This window comes from Rhodococcus sp. USK13 (assembly GCF_018343855.1).
Taxonomy (GTDB): domain Bacteria; phylum Actinomycetota; class Actinomycetes; order Mycobacteriales; family Mycobacteriaceae; genus Rhodococcus_F; species Rhodococcus_F oxybenzonivorans.
Genome location: NZ_CP069242.1, coordinates 6,984,551 through 7,000,682, shown reverse-complemented (window position 1 = coordinate 7,000,682; position 16,132 = coordinate 6,984,551). Strand labels below are relative to the sequence as shown.

The following is a 16,132-nucleotide window of genomic DNA, read 5'->3' as shown; positions in this document are numbered from 1 at the left end:
GCGACAGCTAGGTGAATCGATGTAGCTGATGGCCGATGTGGATCCCTTCGCGACGCAGCGGGACGCGTCCGGCTCGGTCACCGCGGAGTTGGCGGCGACCGGGTTCGAGGATGCTCGGGAGATCGGCCGGGGTGGTTTCGGTGTCGTCTACCGGTGCAAACAGGTTGCGTTGGATCGCACGGTGGCGGTCAAGGTACTCACGGCGGACCTCGATGAGCTGAACCGGGCGCGGTTCCTCCGCGAGCAGCGCGCGGCAGGCAAACTGACGGGGCACCCCAACGTCGTCAATGTCCTGCAGGTCGGCGTCACCGACAACGGTCGCCCCTTCATCGTGATGCCCTATCTGGCGCAGGACTCCCTCGATGCGCGGATCCGCCGCCACGGACCACTCCCGCTGGAGGAGGCACTGCGGCTCGGGGTGAAGATGGCCGGCGCGCTGGGAACCGCGCACCACCTCGGGATCCTTCATCGTGACGTCAAGCCCGGCAACATTCTGCTCACCGACTACGACGAGCCCGCGTTGACGGACTTCGGCATCGCCCACATCACCGGCGGGTTCGAGACCACCACCGCCGTGGTGACGGGGTCGCCGGCCTTCACCGCGCCCGAGGTCATCGCCGGTGAGCCCGCGAGTCCCGCCGCGGACATTTACGGCCTCGGTGCGACCTTGTTCGCGGCGCTCACCGGGCACGCCGCCTTCGAACGGCGCAGCGGTGAGCAGCTGGTGGCCCAATTTCTGCGGATCACTGCCGAGCCCCTACCGGACCCGCGTGAGCACGGCGTTCCCGAGGACGTCAGCGCCATCATCGAAGGTGCAATGTCCGGTGACCCGGCAAGTCGACCCTCAGCTGCGGAACTAGGCCGGAAACTCCGCAAAGCGCAATGGCACCATGGTTTCCCGGTCGACGAGATGGCCCTGCACCCCGACCCGGGCGCCGAACACGAAGTCACGCCCCCAGTCGACCGGTTCCCGGCGCAGCGTGCGCCTGGGAGCGCGCCCTCTCGGGCAGCTGTGACGTCCGGCCGAACGAGTGGCGTTCCGTTGGAACTGACCAGTTTCGTCGGCCGCCGCACTGAACTGGCCGAGGTGAAGAACGCGCTGACGACCTCGCGTTTGGTCACCTTGACCGGGATAGGCGGGGTCGGGAAAACCCGCTTGGCGGTGCGGGTCGCGTCCACGGTGCACCGCGATTTCCCCGACGGGGTGTCGCTGGTGGAGTTGGGTGAACTGCGCGACCAGTCGCTACTGGCGGGTGTGTTGGCGGCTATGCTGGGTCTGCATGATCGGTCGGGCAGACCCCTACCCGAGGTGCTGGTCGAGTTCCTCGCCCCGCGCACCCTGCTGCTGGTGCTCGACAACTGTGAGCAGATGGTCGACGGTGTGGCCAGGCTCGCCGAGTCTCTGCTTCGCGCGTGCCCTCGGCTGCGGATTCTCGCGACCAGCCGCGAGCAGCTAGGCATCGGCGGGGAAACGGTGGTGCCGATTCCGCCGCTACCCGTGCCCGATCCCGATCACCTACCGAAGGGACTGCCCCGCAACGACGCGGTCACCCTCTTCGCCGAGCGCGGCGCCGCGGCCGCACCGGGGTTCGAGCTCACCGAGAATAACAAGGTCGCCATGGCGCGCATCTGTCAGCGGCTCGATGGCCTGCCGCTCCCGATCGAGTTGGCGGCGGCCCGGCTGCGGGCAATGTCGCCCGAGCAGATCCTGGCGCGGTTGACCGACCGGTACGCGTTGCTCACTCGCGGCAGCCGGGACGCCCCCTCGCGGCAGCAGACGTTGCGGATGTGTGTCGACTGGAGCTACGACCTGTGCACACCGGCGGAGCAGCAGGTGTGGGCCCAGCTGTCGGTGTTCGCCGGCAGCTTCGACCTCGATGCCGCAGAACATGTGTGCGACGCCGATCTTGCCTCGGATGATCTGCTCGACACGGTGACCTTCCTGGTCGAGAAGTCGATCCTGGCGCGGGAAGCGTCCGGGGAGGTGGTGCGGTTCCGGATGCTCGAGACCCTACGGGACTACGGCCGGGAGAAGGCACAGGAGAATGGCGGGTATCCCGAGCTCCGCCGCCGCCACCGAGATTGGTACGAGCGGTTGGCACTCGCCGCGGAGGCCGACTGGATCAGCTCCCGGCAACTCGCGTGGATCACCCGGCTGGGCCGGGAGCAGCCGAATCTGCGAGAAGCAATGGATTTCTGTGTGTCCGACAACCCGGACGCCGGGCTCCGGATCGCCGGCGCGCTCTTCCCCCTCTGGCTTTCCCGAGGTTTGTTCAGTGAGGGTCGGCGCTGGCTCGACCGATTCCTGGCCCGCCTGACCGGCCCGCCGACCGCCGAACGGGCCAGGACGTTGTACGTCGGCAGTATCTTGGCCGGAGTGCAGGGCAACCCTCAGGGGCCGACCACCTTCGAGGAACAGGGGCGGCTGCTCGCCGAGCACACGACAGACCCGGTGCTGCGGGCACACATCGATCTCGCCGACGGCTTACGCGCCCTGTTCGCCGGGGAGCTCCCCGACGCCCTGCCACACCTTGAGAATGCCGTCCGGGTGTACCTCGCACGCGACGATGTCCTCTTCCAGGTCACCGCCCTCATGAGCCTCGGACTGACCTACGAAGTTTTGGATGACACGGAGCGGGCCATCGACTGCCATGAGCAGGTCCTGGCTATCACCGAGCCACGCGATGAAGTGGTGTATCGGTCATACACGCTCTGTGCACTCGCTGTCGCCGTGTGGCGGCACGGTGAGCGCTCGAGAGCGGCCCGGCTACTCGGGCAGGCTCTGCGGCTCAACCGCAGGATCAGCGATCGCCTGAACGCCAGCATGTGCCTGCAGTCACTGGCATGGATCGCCGCCGACGAGCACAACGCACGACGCGCGGCCGTGTTGCTGGGAGCCGCAGAGGAGCTCAGCCGGTCGGTGGGAAGCCCGGCGGTGGTATATCCCGGGCTGCTCGCGTATCGGGAGGAGTGCGAACGCCAGACGCAACTGGCACTAAGCGAACAGGCATACACCGCCGCCCGCCGCGAGGGCGCAGCGCTCGGTTTCGACTCAGCCATCGCCTACGCGCTGGGCGAGCAGCTCGCGCCCACGCCGACCTCCGCCACCGGCACATCCACCACACCGACCAAACGCGAATTCCAGGTCGCCGAACTAGTCGCCGAGGGGCTGACCAACAAGGAGATTGCCGCCCGCCTGACGATCTCGCCCCGCACTGCACAGGGTCACGTCGAGCATCTGCTGACCAAGCTGGGATTCACTTCACGCGCACAGATCGCGGCGTGGATCATGGAAACGCAGAACAACCGTTCCTGAAACTCGAGAAGATGATCGCGGACGGGCAACCGTTCAGCAGTCGCCACCGCATCCTCGGGGTAAGTCCGGGGGGTGGTGGGAATCGGCTGAGAACATTCGGCCAGGTCCACGGCGTGTCGTTCCCTCGAGGAGCGTGGGCTATCGCGTAGTGATCGACGAGTTACCGACCAAAGTGACTCACAGAAAGCATCCACGCGATGACCCGCGACCATTCTGCACTGCTCGCCCAACTCGACGCACTCACCGGCGCCGACAGCGCGAGCGTGTTCGCCAAACTGGTTCGCACCGGCCTGCAGGCCCTGATCGAAGCCGAGGCCACCGAGAAATGGATCACCCTGGATCGAGTGGAGACTCAAGTTCAAGCCACTTCGGGGGTTGAGGCAGCCGGGGGACGCTGTTCACGATAGCGGGTCTCGTACCAGGTCGGTGAAAGATAGTCGATCGACGAGTGCAACCGCTCCGCGTTGAACTTATGTGGGTGATCTTGTCAAGTGCCGGGTCATGAGGCGTCGGTGTCGAGCCTGTCGAGGATGCCGTCGAAGACCTTCTGGCGACCGATTTGCCCCTTGCTGGCGGCGTCCCCGACGCTGCCGATCGGCCCGGCGATACCCGAAGCGATCAACGCCTCGGTGAACGCCAGCGACGTATACTGACCGCATCGCCGTGATGCACCAAACCCGTTGACGTGAACCGGATGTCGGTTCTCCTGTGGGTGAACAACGCCTGCTCGAGCACTCCGGTGACCAACACGGTGGTCTTCGATGTCATCACCTGCCACCCGAGGATCCGGCGGGAGAACACATCGACACAGAACGCCGTGTCTATATCGCGTTCTGCGTCGCTGCTGGCCCTCGAAACAACGCCATGATCGCGTATACCAGCCACCGCCCTCTGCTGTGGTCCTCGCCGGCACCACCGACATCAGTCAGGGGCATGCCCCAACCGTGCGAGCTCAATCAGGGGGCGTTGCACGCGCAGCCCGGGCACAGGATCTGGTCGGTGAAGGCCCAGCCGTTGATCTGTGCAGCGCCGAGTGGCGGCGGCGGTCCGATCTCCGATACCGGTGCGGTACCTGTGATCACACCGATTGCAGTACGCTTCCCTGCACAGCCGCCGAGGCGGTCACCGGAACACCGCGAAAGGGCCCGGCGGCCAACCCACCCTCACCCTCGCCGACCGACGTTCGTGCTCACCCTCACCCACGACCGATTCTGCCTGCCGGTCAAGGACATCACGAAGCTCTTCGACATCGGCCGGACCACCGCCAACAAGGTCATCCGCAACACCCGCCAATTCCTGAACCAGATCGACCACCATCGACCCCGCCGATCCACTCACCACCCTCGCCGAGTTCATCGCCTACATCACCACCACAGGCATCACACCCAACCCACCCGAATGAAACATCGTAATAGTTAATCTGCATCCCTAACCGTGGCACCCACGTCGGTCGGCTGTTGTCCGTCGCTGAGCGTGCCGACGATGGCGTCACTGTCGATGCTGATGATGCCGATATGAGAAGGGTCCTTCCCGCGGTCAGGGAGGGCCCGTCGTCGGAATGGTGACGGCATCGTCGGCGTGGTGAGGTCGTATGATCAGCGACTCAGTCGCGGCCACTTTCGGTGACTCGACGGTGGAAAGTATCCCGATCAGCAGGTTCCCGACGCGGCCTCGAGGACCTCACCGATCGGAGATCCCGCCGCGATCTTGGCCCGCATCTTCATGACACCGCCCGCCATCCCACCGCCGACGACACCGGCCAGGATGCCGTCCCGCTCGTAGTAGGCGAGGAACTTGCGGCTGTCGTCCTTGATCACGTGCACCTCGTCGGTGGGCGCCACCGTGCCCAGGGCCTGGATCTTGACGTCGTACTGGTCGCTCCAGAAATACGGCACCTGCGCTGCGGCGTTCTCCTCGCCGGTGCCGGTCAACGCCCCGGCGAGGATCTTCGCCTGCTCCCCGGCGTTGCTCCAGTGCTCGACGCGCTTGCGCCCGCCCACCTGCAGCTGCCACGCGGCCACGTCGCCGACCGCCCACACGTGCGGGACCGCCGTGCGCCCGACGCCGTCACACACCACACCGTTGTCCAGTTCGACTCCCGACCCGTCGAGCCACGCAGTGACCGGAATCGAGCCGACCCCGATCGCCACGACGTCGACGTCCACCTCGCTCCCGTCACCGAGGACGGCCCCGGTGACCCGGTCGGTACCCACCAGTGACGTGAGCCCGACACCGGCGCGCAGGTCGACTCCCTCGTCGGTGTGCAGCCGGGCGACGAGCCCTCCGATCTTCTCGCCGAGCACGGACGCGAGCGGCGTCGGCTGTGGCTCGACCAGCACTACGTCGAGCCCACCGGCCCGCATACTCGCCGCCAGCTCGCAGCCGATGAATCCCGCCCCGACGATCAGCGCACGCCTGCCCTCGGCGAGGTCCGCGCGCAACGCCAGGCTCTCGTCGATGGAACGGAGAACGTGAACGCCCGCCAGGTCCGGCAGTCCCGGGATTCGCCGCGGCACCAGACCGGTGGCGATCACGAGTTCGTCGTAACCGAGTTCGCTGCCGTCGGCCAGTCTCACGGTGCGGGATACCGTGTCGACCGACTCCGCTTCGACCCCGAGACGCAGTTCGATGTTCTTCTCGTCGAAGAACTCCCGCGGCTTGAGGGTGGTGTCGCTCTTCTCCCCACGCATCACTTCCTTCGACAGCGGCGGGCGGTCGTAGGGAAGGTGCGGTTCACCTCCGAGAAGAATCAGGTCACGCTCGAATCCAGCCCGCCGTAGTTCCTCCGCGGTGCGCAGGCCCGACAGACCCGCCCCGACGATCACAATTCTCTGCACTGTCCCGTACCTGCCCAATCTGCCCTGCGACGGGCATGATCACATCGCGTATCGTGTACAAGTCATATCAAACGGGGTGCTTGGAGGTCGATGCGGTCACGGTGAATACGTCTCAGCGGTAATGAAATTCCAGAATTGCTTCCATGACGATGGATGCTCCTATTGCTGTCAAGCCGTGTCGGCCAGGATAGTGGCCGGACTGCTGCTCGCGGTCGGTGAGCCACCGCCAGTAGGTGGCGGCGAGATCAGGGTCGTGGCGTTGGCCGATCTCCAGACGTCGGTTGCCACCGCGATGACCGGGGTGGCCAACGTTCGGCGACGTTGGCGAAGTCGGCCTGTGCCACTGTCCACTGGCAGGGCATTCCGGATGATCTTGAAAACTTCGCGCGCGACGAAGCGTTTGAGGCACCGGATGATCTCGCGCCCGGACTTGCCCTCCGCTGTGCGTCGCGGAATGTAGCCGACGGTGCCTGTGTCACCGGCGGACATACGCACGACCATGATACGTCTCACGTTCGAACTGCTATTCCTTCTCGGCACCCGCATGCCCGGGCGTTCTCTGCCTGTGGTCAGTGCGCACACGCGGGTGTGACATTAATGGCGCAATCTTCAACAGCGATCACGAATCGCAACACGCCACCGTATCTTTCGTTGACATCTGACGCAGTCATGAATCCAGCCGAGTCGAGACCGGATGAGCTCGAGTTGCGACCACACCCTTGCCAAGTCGTTCTTCCACGGGCTCAGGAGGAATAACTATACGGCCGAAGTTGGATCGTCGAAGTCGCTGGCATGGCAGGAATTGTTCGAGTGGCTCTCGTCCTGCAACCGGCGTTACCGTCATCCCGCCTTCGACTACCTCGCCCCAGTCGAGTTCGAACAACTGCTAATCCCGTCGTCTACGTTGTCAGCTGCCGCATGTAATTCGATGTCCACCTTCATGGGACAACCATATTGCTGCTGTCTTCCCACAGCGCGGACCCGTCGTTCCTACGGTTTCGGCAGGGCGCAATCGCTACATCGGGCTGGCGTCACCCGCATGACACGACGCCAATGGATCGACACAAATCGCGTCTCGCGAGCTATCCGGCAAAGGGTGGGTTGGTGAAGCCAGCGGTGTAGGGCTATTCGGCGCCCCTGACAGCAGCCCGTCAATCCAGATCGATACAGGTCGAGACGTGGTTGACCCCGGTAGTCGCGCGAACGCTGGGCTGTTTTGGTTGCCACACGAGTGCGCCGACTGAGGGTAAGACGCTTGCGCTGCGGGCCGGTCCGGACCCCGATGGGCACTTGCAACTTAGGCACTCCTCCTTGACGCCGAGTTGGAGACAGTTTATCTTTCTATTTGCAATTAAATAATGAGATGTTTTTGGTGCTCAGCGTCGGGTACACGCTTCGTTTGCTCGAGGTAGCCCCTGAGGGATCTATTCATGAGGCGGACAGTAGTGTTCCGGACGGTCAACTGTGGGACATCCCGGCTCGTCGCTGCCCGACCGCTTTCGAACTAGCTGCCACAACCGCTCCATTAGCCGGGCAGAAGCAAGGAGACTCAATGCGCCTATTCCAGAATATTGACGAGGTCGAGGCCGCCGTCGGCGATCACCTCGGTCACAGCGACTGGCTCGAAATCACGCAGGACCGCGTGAATGCGTTCGCCGACGCAACCGATGATCACCAGTGGATCCATGTCAACCCCGAGCGGGCGGCACAGGGACCGTTTGGTGCCCCGATCGCGCACGGCTACCTCACGCTTTCGCTGTTGCCGAGGCTCAGCGCCGACCTGATGCGCATCGATGGCGTGGAACTCGTCATCAACTACGGGCTGAACAAGTTGCGCTTCCCACAGCCAGTGAGGGTGGGGGCATCGATCCGGGTAGGCGGCGAGATCGCGTCGTTCGAGCACACCAGGAAGGGCGCCCAGGTGGTCGTGAAGTACACCATCGAGATCAAGGGTGAGGACAAGCCTGCGTGTGTTGCGGAGTCTGTTCGCGTCCTAGTGCCTCGAAGGGCAGAGCATCCGCAAGGCAGCATTGGATAGCCAGGCACCCCGATCGGCCGCTTTTGCGGCACGCACGCTGCACTGGGCGAGAGTCGCGACCACGACGTCGCGTCACCTACCCGACCGCCGTGGTGCGGCACCTGTTCGCGTAGCGGCTTGGCTAGGCACCTCAAGCCCCACTCGAAGAGTTCGTTGGTTAACCCGATCGAGGCGAAGTTCACGGCGCTGCGGCACTTCAAAATGAACCGTCTGTAAGTGTTTGTAGTGGCTGGCCCGGGGCTGGCTGGCAGGATCGGTGCCGTCGTCGCGATTGAGTGTGACCCCTGAACCGCATGGCCCCTTCGGGGTGCACTGTCCAGGATCTGTCCACTCGGCCGAGACGGCGACGCCGACCCGGTCCCGCTTCGGTGGCTTGATCAGAAGCCTGCCCGACCCGTGTGCGCGGGTCGTGGCCCGTTACAGGCCTGCCTCGAAGTGTTCTTCCCGGGCCGACGCCGACACGACGTCACCTCTTGGGAAGGATTCCGCCGCCATGCCTATCGTTGCAGATCAGTACGAATTCGTCATCGGGGTTGATACCCACGCCGCTACCCACTCACTGTCGGTTGTCACCGCCGCGACCGGAGCAATTGTCGACCAATCAATGTTTCCGACGAGCCCATCCGGGCTCGAGCGAGCGGTGACATGGATCCGCCGGCGCGTGGGTGAGCACGCGACTCTGGTAGTTATCGAAGGCGTCGGCTCCTACGGAGCAGGTCTCGCCGAGCGTGTCCTCGGTTCCAGATTGGCGGTCGTCGAACCCGCCGCGATGTCGGCGGCGCGCCGCCGCGGTGTGGGCAAGACCGACTCGCTTGACGCCGTCCGGATCGCCCGGTCGGTGCTCGCGGTCGACATCTCACGGCTCCGCTGGCCGCGCGCCGAGGGGCCCCGCGCCGCCCTTCGGGTCCTGGTCGTGGCCAGGGAACAAATGGCTGGTGAGCGGACCCGAGCGGTCAATGCGCTCACCGCCCTGCTCCGGATCACCGACCTTGGTGTCGATGCGCGCAAAGCGCTGACGCGCAGACAAATTGATGCGATATCTACCTGGCGTTCCCGGTCGGAGGACATCACCATGCAAACGTGCCGGCAGGAGGCGGTACGACTGGCGAGACGAATCCGTGCCCTCGATACCGAGTTGATCGACAACAGGAAGGCACTCGACTCTGCGGTGAACGCCGTCGCACCGGAACTGCCGGAGTTACCCGGTGTCGGATCGGTGGTCGCCGCTTCGGTGCTCATCGCCTGGTCTCATCCGGGCCGAGTCCGTTCCGAAGCCGCGTTCGCAGCCCTCGCCGGAACCTGCCCGATACCGGCGTCGTCGGGGAACACGATGCGTCACAGGCTCAATCGTGGCGGGGATCGACGACTGAACCGGGCGCTGACCACTATCGTCCTCGTCCGGATGCGCACCCACCCCGACACCCGCGCGTATGTCGCCCGCCGCCGCAGCGAGGGTCGCACGACCAAGGAGATCATGCGATGCCTGAAGAGGTACATCACCCGGCAATTGTTCCGAACACTGACCGCCGCGTATCCGGCCCCAGCATGACTTGACGGATATAGAAGCATCCTGGACGAGGTGGAGACTCCTGATTCAACAAGGAGAATGCTGGTATGCCTGCACCGAAGAAGTACGACGCGGAGACCCAGGATCGCGCCGTCCGGATGTCTCGGGACCGGATCGACGAGCACGGAGGCTCGAAGGTCGCAGCCCGACGCCATGTCGGCGAGCTGCTCGACATCGCGCCGGCGACGCTGAGGAACTGGATCGAGCGGGAGGAGAGCCGCCAGGCCCCGGGCGCATCGTCTTCGGCGCCTGACGTGTCGGCCGAGGTTGCCAGCCTTCGTCGAGAAGTAGCCGAATTGCGCAGAGCCAACGAGATTTTGAAGACCGCGAGCGCGTTTTTCGCGGCGGCGGAGGTCGTCCCCCGCAAGCGGGAGGTACCCCCACGCCGACTGCGGTGATCGTCGACTACATCGACGCGTACCGTTCTCAATTCGGGGTCGACCCGATCTGTGCCGTGCTCACCGAGCACGGCATCAGCATCGCCCGTCCACCTAATGGGTGGGTCGGCTTGTCCCGACACGGAAGAGGCAACCGGCAGGAGATCACTGCCCATCCACGGATCCGGGTGCAGAATAGCCGGTGAGCTACCGGCAGGTGATCACTGCATGTGATGACACGGAACGCACCGGAGATCTCGTATGTAGACGGTGACCCTGCCGGTCCGCCACGAGGTGTATGTGTGAACGGCTGGTGAGATGCCGCGCCACAGAGCGCTGTCCATTAGGTTGCCGCACCCGCCTCGAGCTCAAAGGAAGGTCACCGGCACAAGGAGGATGTATGGGCATCGCCTGCGGGATCGACTGGGCCGAGGCGCATCACGATGTGGCTTTGGTCGACACGAATGGCGAGATCATTGCACATACCGAATTGACACCGGCGCAGCCGGATTCACTGATCTCCTGGCACTGATAGCGGAACACTGCGACAGCGTCGAGGACATCCCGATTGCCATCGAAACCGACAAGAATCTGCTGGTCGTCGCCTCGCCGACGCCGGGTTCACCGTATACCCGATAAACCCGCGCGCGGTGGCCCGCTACCGCGAGCGCCACGGGCAAGCCGGCGGGAAGTCCGACCCGGGCGACGCCGCGGTCCTCGCGCACGTACTGCGAACCGACCGGCACATGCACAGGCCTCTACCGACCATCAGCGAGCAGGGGCGCGCGGTGAAGACGCTCGCACGTGAACATCAGGAGGCGGTGTGGGCGCTGAATCAAACCATCAGCCGGCTGCGTTCGGTGTTGCTCGAATTCTATCCGCAAGCTCTGCAGGCATTTCCGAATCTCAAACACCGTGCCGCGTTGACCGTGCTCACAGCATTGCCCACGCCCGGCGCCGGCCAGAAACTCACTCGCAGTCGGCTAAAGAGCTTGCTGCATCGCAGCGGCCGCCGCAACGACCCGCGCCTCGTCGAGCAGATCCTCACCGATCTGAAGACCCCAGCCCTGCGTCAGCCGCCATAGGTCGAAGCGGCCCTGGGCGCGGCGGCAACCGGTCTGCTGGGCATTATCGCCTCGATGCACCAGGCCGTCGACGCGCTGGAGAAGGAGCTGGCACCAACATTCGACACGCACCCCGCGGCGCCGATCCTACGGTCTGTTCCGGGTCTCGGCCCGATCCTCGCCGCCTGCACACTCGCTGAAATAGGAGACGAGCCAAGATGATTCGCGACCGCGAACGGATTGCGAGCGTTCGCTGGCACCGCGCCGATCACCCGCGCCTCAGGACGATCGCACTACGTCAAGGCACGCAAGGTCCGCAACAAGCGACTCGGCGACGCCTGCCACTGGTGGGCGTTCGCGACCCTCACCAAATCAGCCGGAGCCCGCGCCCACTTGACAAACGACGAGCCGCCGGCGACCACCACAACGCGGCTCTGCGCAACCTCGCGAACAAGCTCGTCGGACGCCTGTGGTGGTGCCTTCAACACAACGAACCCTGGGACGACTGCGCGGCGTGGCCCGACTTCTATGCGGGACAGCAACCGGCGGCCGCTTGACGTCTGACCCGGGTGGGATGTCTACGTGTGGACACTCACCGGATTCGTGTACACGGCGTTCTGTGTCGACGTGTTCTCCCGCCGGATCCTCGGGTGGCAGGTGATGACATCGAAGACCACCGTGTTGGTCACCGGAGTGCTCGAGCAGGCGTTGTTTACCCACAGGAGAACCGACATCCGGTTCACGTCAACGGGTTTGGTGCATCACAGCGATGCGGTCAGTATACGTCGCTGGCGTTCACCGAGGCGTTGATCGCTTCGGGGATCGCCGGGTCGATCGGCAGCGTCGGTCACTGCCCTCGACAACGGTTGATGGAATCGACGATCGGACTCTACAAAACCAAGCTGATCGACCGTGACGCGTCGTGGAGCGGGCGGCCGAGGTGGAGCGGGAAACCGTCGAGTGGGTTCGCTGGTTCAGCGCGGAGCGGTTGCACTCGTCGATCGACTATCTCTCGCCGACCTGGCACGAGACCCGCTATCGTGAACAGCGTCCCCCGGCTGCCTCAACCCCCGAGGTGGCCTGAACTGGAGTCTCCACTCGATCCAGGGCGATTCAGAAAGACCTTCGACGGGGCCGACTACATCAGCCACAAGGTGGACAGCATGATTCGTCGCGGACATCATCTGGTGGACCAAGGATGCGGCAGAAGAAGAGAAGCTATGTGAGATCGCGACGAGGCAATCGTTGTCTGATGTGGCACTAGTCGCTCCCTTCTGTCCATTTCCTGCAGCTTTCCGAGGGCTAGATGTGCTGCGGCGAGAATGACCCTTCTGCCGTGTTCGCGCGGCTCAGCGGTCCCCGGACGCACCGCCGCATCCGCCTCGGATGGTGTGAGCGTTGACACATCGACGAATTTATTCTAGATTAGTTTTATTCGTTCGTGGCTTAGATGCGTCTCCGAATCGAGCAGGGTCGGCAACTATTTGCATGCGTAAGAGCACTCTGATCGTGAACTTTCGCCGACCGCCTACGCGCAAGTTGGCGCCGGGCGTTCGCGAAGAATGAAGGACGCAGGGGACTGGGTCCCGAAGGTCTGGGAATCTCCACACGCGTCGGCCTCGGGGTGCCGTTGCGACCGTAGTCAGAAGCCGAGAAAGGTAGTCCGATGAGCGTGGCCATCATTGCCCGATTCAGTAAGAAGCCCTGTAAGGAAGCGCAACAGTGCCGGTAGCGGTGCCCATCCGGTTGATGTGTCCGAGTTGGTGCTCGGTGATGTCTGAACAGGCGCGGAGGTAATTGTGGGAGTCGAGGTATCCGTCGAGGGACTGACCAAGTCCTTCGGCACGCAGAGGATCTGGCAGGACGTGTCGTTGACCCTTCCGGCCGGTGAGGTTAGTGCGTTGCTCGGGCCGTCGGGCACGGGTAAGTCGGTGTTTTTGAAGTCGCTGATCGGTCTGCTCCGTCCGGAGCGGGGGTCGATCGTGATCGACGGCACCAACATTCTGGAGTGCTCGTCGAAGGAGTTGTACGAGATCCGGAAGTTGTTCGGGGTGCTGTTCCAGGACGGTGCGTTGTTCGGATCGATGAACCTGTTCGACAATGTGGCGTTCCCGTTGCGGGAGCACACGAAGAAGTCCGAGTCCGAGATCCGCAAGATCGTGATGGAGAAGATGGAACTGGTCGGTCTGCTCGGGGCCGAGGACAAGCTGCCGGGTGAGATTTCCGGTGGTATGCGCAAACGTGCCGGGCTGGCGCGGGCGCTGGTGCTGGATCCGCAGATCATTCTGGTGGACGAGCCGGACTCGGGTCTGGATCCGGTCCGCACCACCTACATCTCGCAGACGTTGATCGACATCAATGCGGAAATCGATGCCACGATTCTGATCGTGTCGCACAACATCAATCTGGCGCGGACGGTGCCGGACAACATCGGCATGCTGTTCCGCCGGCAATTGGTGATGTTCGGCCCGCGGGAGGTGCTGCTCACCAGCGATCAGCCGGTCGTCAAGCAGTTCCTCAACGGCACCATGATCGGCCCGATCGGGATGTCGGAGGAGAAGGACGACGCGACCATGGCCGCGGAGCAGGCGATGGTCGACGCCGGTCATCATGCCGGTGGTGTCGAAGACGTCGAGGGCATCGTCCCGCAGATGAAGGCGACGCCGGGGATGCCGTACCGGCAGGCCGTCGCCCGTCGGCAGGAACGGGTCCGACACATCATGCACACCCTGCCGGAGCACGCGCAGACCGCGATCCAGGATAGTCTCGACCAGACTTCTGGCGGCTGGTTCTACGACGAAAACACCGTGCTGCTCGAAGGTGCGGTCGATGTCCGTTGATCCGTCGACGCTGATCGTCGCCGTAGTCGCGGCGACCGGTGCGTTCATCCAGGGCACCGATGCGCCGCCGGAGATCAAGGATCAGGCGACGCAGACCCTCGAGTCGTACTCGGCGCCGAGCACCGACCAGCAGGTGTCGGACCTGATTACGGCGCTGCCCGAGCCGGTGCGCGCACCTGCTCAGCAGGCGGTGGACGACGTCACGGCCGCCGCAGCTGCCGCACTCGAACCGCATCTTCCGTTCGGCGCCCTTACCCCGCCGCCGTCAACCGAGCCCGAGCCGACCCCGCAGCAGGTTGCACCATCGTCGGATCCGGAATCGGCATCACCGGCACCGGCGTTGCCGTCGAGCTCGCTCGCCTACGCCGACTATTCCGGTTCCGGAACCGACACTGTGCTGCAACCTGTTCCGGCCATCTTTCCGCGTGCCTCCCTCGCCCCGGTTGGCTCGATCGCCCTGTTCGCGCCGTGGCTGCGCAAGGCCGGTTCGATCTGCGACGGAATCAAGCCCGCGACCCTCGCAGCACTGTATGCGGCGGAGAACGGATTCCAGTACGGTGCCATCGCACCAGTGTCCCCGTCCGGCGCGCTCGGGCCTGGACAGTTCATGCCCGGCACCTGGGCGATCTACGGCAAGGACGCCGACGAGGACGGCAAGGCGGACGTGCTCGGCATCGCAGACCCCGTGATGGCCTCGGGAAACCTGCTGTGCGACACCTACGAACAGATCGACGCCTGGAAACGCCAGGGCCGGGTATCCGGGGACACCCTCGACCTCACCATCGCGGCGTACAACGCCGGATCGGGTGCCGTGTTGCGATCCGGCGGAATGCCGTCCGGCAGCCCGGACTACGAGACTCAGACCAAACCGTATGTTGCCAAGATCCGGGCGACCGAACCGTCCTTCGCGCAGCTGCTCGCGCCGCTCATCGGGCTTCCGCTGGGCGACGGCGTGGGTGGGCGGGTGGTCGAATCGGCCTTCCGTTATCTCGGTCTGCCTTACGTGTGGGGCGGCGGCAACGTCAACGGCCCGTCCGGGGGTGGATTCGACTGCTCGGGCCTGACGTCGTTCGCGGTCCATGCCGCAGCGGGCATCGCGCTGCCGCGCACGTCCGAGACCCAGTGGAACGTCGGGCAGGAGATTCCGATGGATCAGGCCCAGCCAGGTGATCTGCTGTTCGGCAACTGGCAGTCCGGCGGTCCCGGGCACGTCGCTATCTACATCGGTAACGGTCAGATGATCCACGCCCCCACCACGGGTGACGTCGTGCGTATCGCCGACGTCTTTCCCGAGATGAAGGCCCGGCGCGTGGTGTCGCCAGCGTCAACTCCCACAGAGCGTCAATAGAACTACACGCCGGGCTCGGTTCACCGCACTCGACCCCTATCGGTTATCGCCGAGGAGGAGAATTAGTGCGAGCGCGAGCGAACCCAAAACCGCGCCTTGTTTTCCGGGGTAGGGAAGGCCGCAAGGGTGGAAGCCCGGCGTTGATATTCTGGTCGACGTTCTCGGGCAACGCGAGATAGATCCGAGACGAACTGAATCGGAAGCCGCGACCCTGTGACAGATACCAAACTGGCGGTGAAGCCTGCCGCTTGTGCGGGCCAGATCTAGACGACCAAAACGCGATCACGATCTATCATCTCGAGCACCGGATGTGGACGCATCGGTTGCACGCGACACCTTTGCGCCGCAGATCGGCTGCCGCAGAAACTCGGCGCGTCTGCGCCCGAACGATTCGGGCTGATCAACGACACTCTCCCCGCAGCTCGGCTCGTCCCCTACCAGGGAAAACTTTGTCTGTTCGGGTCGGCTCGCCGCCCGGTTGTGGTGTAGCGGGCACAGCACCGGTCAATATGCGGTCGGGTGACAGAACGAGTACGAGTACATTCACTCGACGACAACAAGGGCTATCGGCTGGTGCGGGTGATCATCACGGCACCGAGCTCGGTGATGACCTGGCAGCACGCCCACATAATCCAACTGTCCATGCAGGGCATACCGGTTCCGAAGATCGCCGAGTCAGTTTCACCAGCGCGGAGTGGGCGATGTGATCTGTAACTTCAATGCCGACGGGTTCAACGCGTTGTAC

The 16,132-nt window shown here is 64.3% G+C and carries 10 protein-coding genes and 4 pseudogenes; 10 read left to right on the top strand and 4 right to left on the bottom strand.

The features are described from left to right. Positions 1-28 precede the first annotated feature (28 nt). Positions 29-3,316 carry a protein kinase domain-containing protein gene (locus JQT59_RS34865; protein WP_213574197.1) on the top strand — a complete coding sequence of 1,096 codons (3,288 nt, stop codon included), beginning with the start codon at positions 29-31 and terminating at the stop codon, positions 3,314-3,316. Between the two features lie 197 nt (positions 3,317-3,513). After that, positions 3,514-3,639 (top strand): annotated as a pseudogene (locus tag JQT59_RS34860) (IS256 family transposase); the annotation flags it as partial. Positions 3,640-3,674: 35 nt separating this feature from the next. Here the strand turns inward: JQT59_RS34860 and JQT59_RS37490 are convergent. The 4 genes and pseudogenes from JQT59_RS37490 to JQT59_RS34850 all read right to left on the bottom strand — a co-directional run. After that, positions 3,675-4,135, bottom strand: a pseudogene (locus JQT59_RS37490) (transposase domain-containing protein); the annotation flags it as partial. Positions 4,136-4,272: 137 nt separating this feature from the next. Further along, positions 4,273-4,398: a hypothetical protein gene (locus tag JQT59_RS37855; RefSeq protein ID WP_283254039.1), complete on the bottom strand. Its 126-nt coding sequence runs from the start codon at positions 4,396-4,398 to the stop codon at positions 4,273-4,275. A 567-nt stretch (positions 4,399-4,965) separates the two neighbouring features. Then, positions 4,966-6,153, bottom strand: coding sequence for an NAD(P)/FAD-dependent oxidoreductase (locus tag JQT59_RS34855; protein WP_249354057.1), 1,188 nt, complete (start codon positions 6,151-6,153; stop codon positions 4,966-4,968). 168 nt (positions 6,154-6,321) lie between these two features. Beyond that, on the bottom strand, positions 6,322-6,642 hold the full coding sequence (locus JQT59_RS34850) for a hypothetical protein (protein WP_213574195.1): 321 nt from the start codon (positions 6,640-6,642) through the stop codon (positions 6,322-6,324). Between the two features lie 1,063 nt (positions 6,643-7,705). Between JQT59_RS34850 and JQT59_RS34845 the strand changes: the two genes are divergently transcribed. The 8 genes and pseudogenes from JQT59_RS34845 to JQT59_RS34815 all read left to right on the top strand — a co-directional run bounded on the left by JQT59_RS34845 (position 7,706) and on the right by JQT59_RS34815 (position 15,387). Then, positions 7,706-8,191, top strand: coding sequence for a MaoC family dehydratase (locus JQT59_RS34845; RefSeq protein WP_213578350.1), 486 nt, complete (start codon positions 7,706-7,708; stop codon positions 8,189-8,191). 493 nt (positions 8,192-8,684) lie between these two features. Beyond that, the gene (locus JQT59_RS34840) at positions 8,685-9,740 is read left to right on the top strand and encodes an IS110 family RNA-guided transposase (protein WP_213574193.1); all 1,056 of its coding nucleotides are present in this window, start codon (positions 8,685-8,687) and stop codon (positions 9,738-9,740) included. A 65-nt stretch (positions 9,741-9,805) separates the two neighbouring features. Beyond that, positions 9,806-10,242 (top strand): annotated as a pseudogene (locus JQT59_RS37485) (transposase); the annotation flags it as partial. 293 nt (positions 10,243-10,535) lie between these two features. After that, positions 10,536-10,667: an IS110 family transposase gene (locus tag JQT59_RS37480; RefSeq protein WP_249354056.1), complete on the top strand. Its 132-nt coding sequence runs from the start codon at positions 10,536-10,538 to the stop codon at positions 10,665-10,667. A gap of 118 nt (positions 10,668-10,785) precedes the next feature. Further along, positions 10,786-11,220 carry an IS110 family transposase gene (locus JQT59_RS37475; protein ID WP_249354054.1) on the top strand — a complete coding sequence of 145 codons (435 nt, stop codon included), beginning with the start codon at positions 10,786-10,788 and terminating at the stop codon, positions 11,218-11,220. A gap of 558 nt (positions 11,221-11,778) precedes the next feature. Then, positions 11,779-12,283, top strand: a pseudogene (locus JQT59_RS34825) (DDE-type integrase/transposase/recombinase); the annotation flags it as partial. 712 nt (positions 12,284-12,995) lie between these two features. Next, positions 12,996-14,039: an ABC transporter ATP-binding protein gene (locus tag JQT59_RS34820; RefSeq protein ID WP_283254099.1), complete on the top strand. Its 1,044-nt coding sequence runs from the start codon at positions 12,996-12,998 to the stop codon at positions 14,037-14,039. Further along, on the top strand, positions 14,029-15,387 hold the full coding sequence (locus JQT59_RS34815; protein WP_213574189.1) for a C40 family peptidase: 1,359 nt from the start codon (positions 14,029-14,031) through the stop codon (positions 15,385-15,387). Before JQT59_RS34820 ends, JQT59_RS34815 begins: the two co-directional genes overlap by 11 nt. The last annotated feature ends 745 nt before the right edge of the window (positions 15,388-16,132 follow it).

What these genes read in the sequence shown, in the direction of transcription:
- JQT59_RS34865 (WP_213574197.1), top strand. Translation starts at nt 29, where the DNA reads ATGGCCGATGTGGATCCCTTCGCGACGCAGCGGGACGCGTCCGGCTCG.
- JQT59_RS34850 (WP_213574195.1), bottom strand. Translation starts at nt 6,642, where the DNA reads ATGTCCGCCGGTGACACAGGCACCGTCGGCTACATTCCGCGACGCACA.
- JQT59_RS34845 (WP_213578350.1), top strand. Translation starts at nt 7,706, where the DNA reads ATGCGCCTATTCCAGAATATTGACGAGGTCGAGGCCGCCGTCGGCGAT.
- JQT59_RS34840 (WP_213574193.1), top strand. Translation starts at nt 8,685, where the DNA reads ATGCCTATCGTTGCAGATCAGTACGAATTCGTCATCGGGGTTGATACC.
- JQT59_RS37480 (WP_249354056.1), top strand. Translation starts at nt 10,536, where the DNA reads ATGGGCATCGCCTGCGGGATCGACTGGGCCGAGGCGCATCACGATGTG.
- JQT59_RS34815 (WP_213574189.1), top strand. Translation starts at nt 14,029, where the DNA reads ATGTCCGTTGATCCGTCGACGCTGATCGTCGCCGTAGTCGCGGCGACC.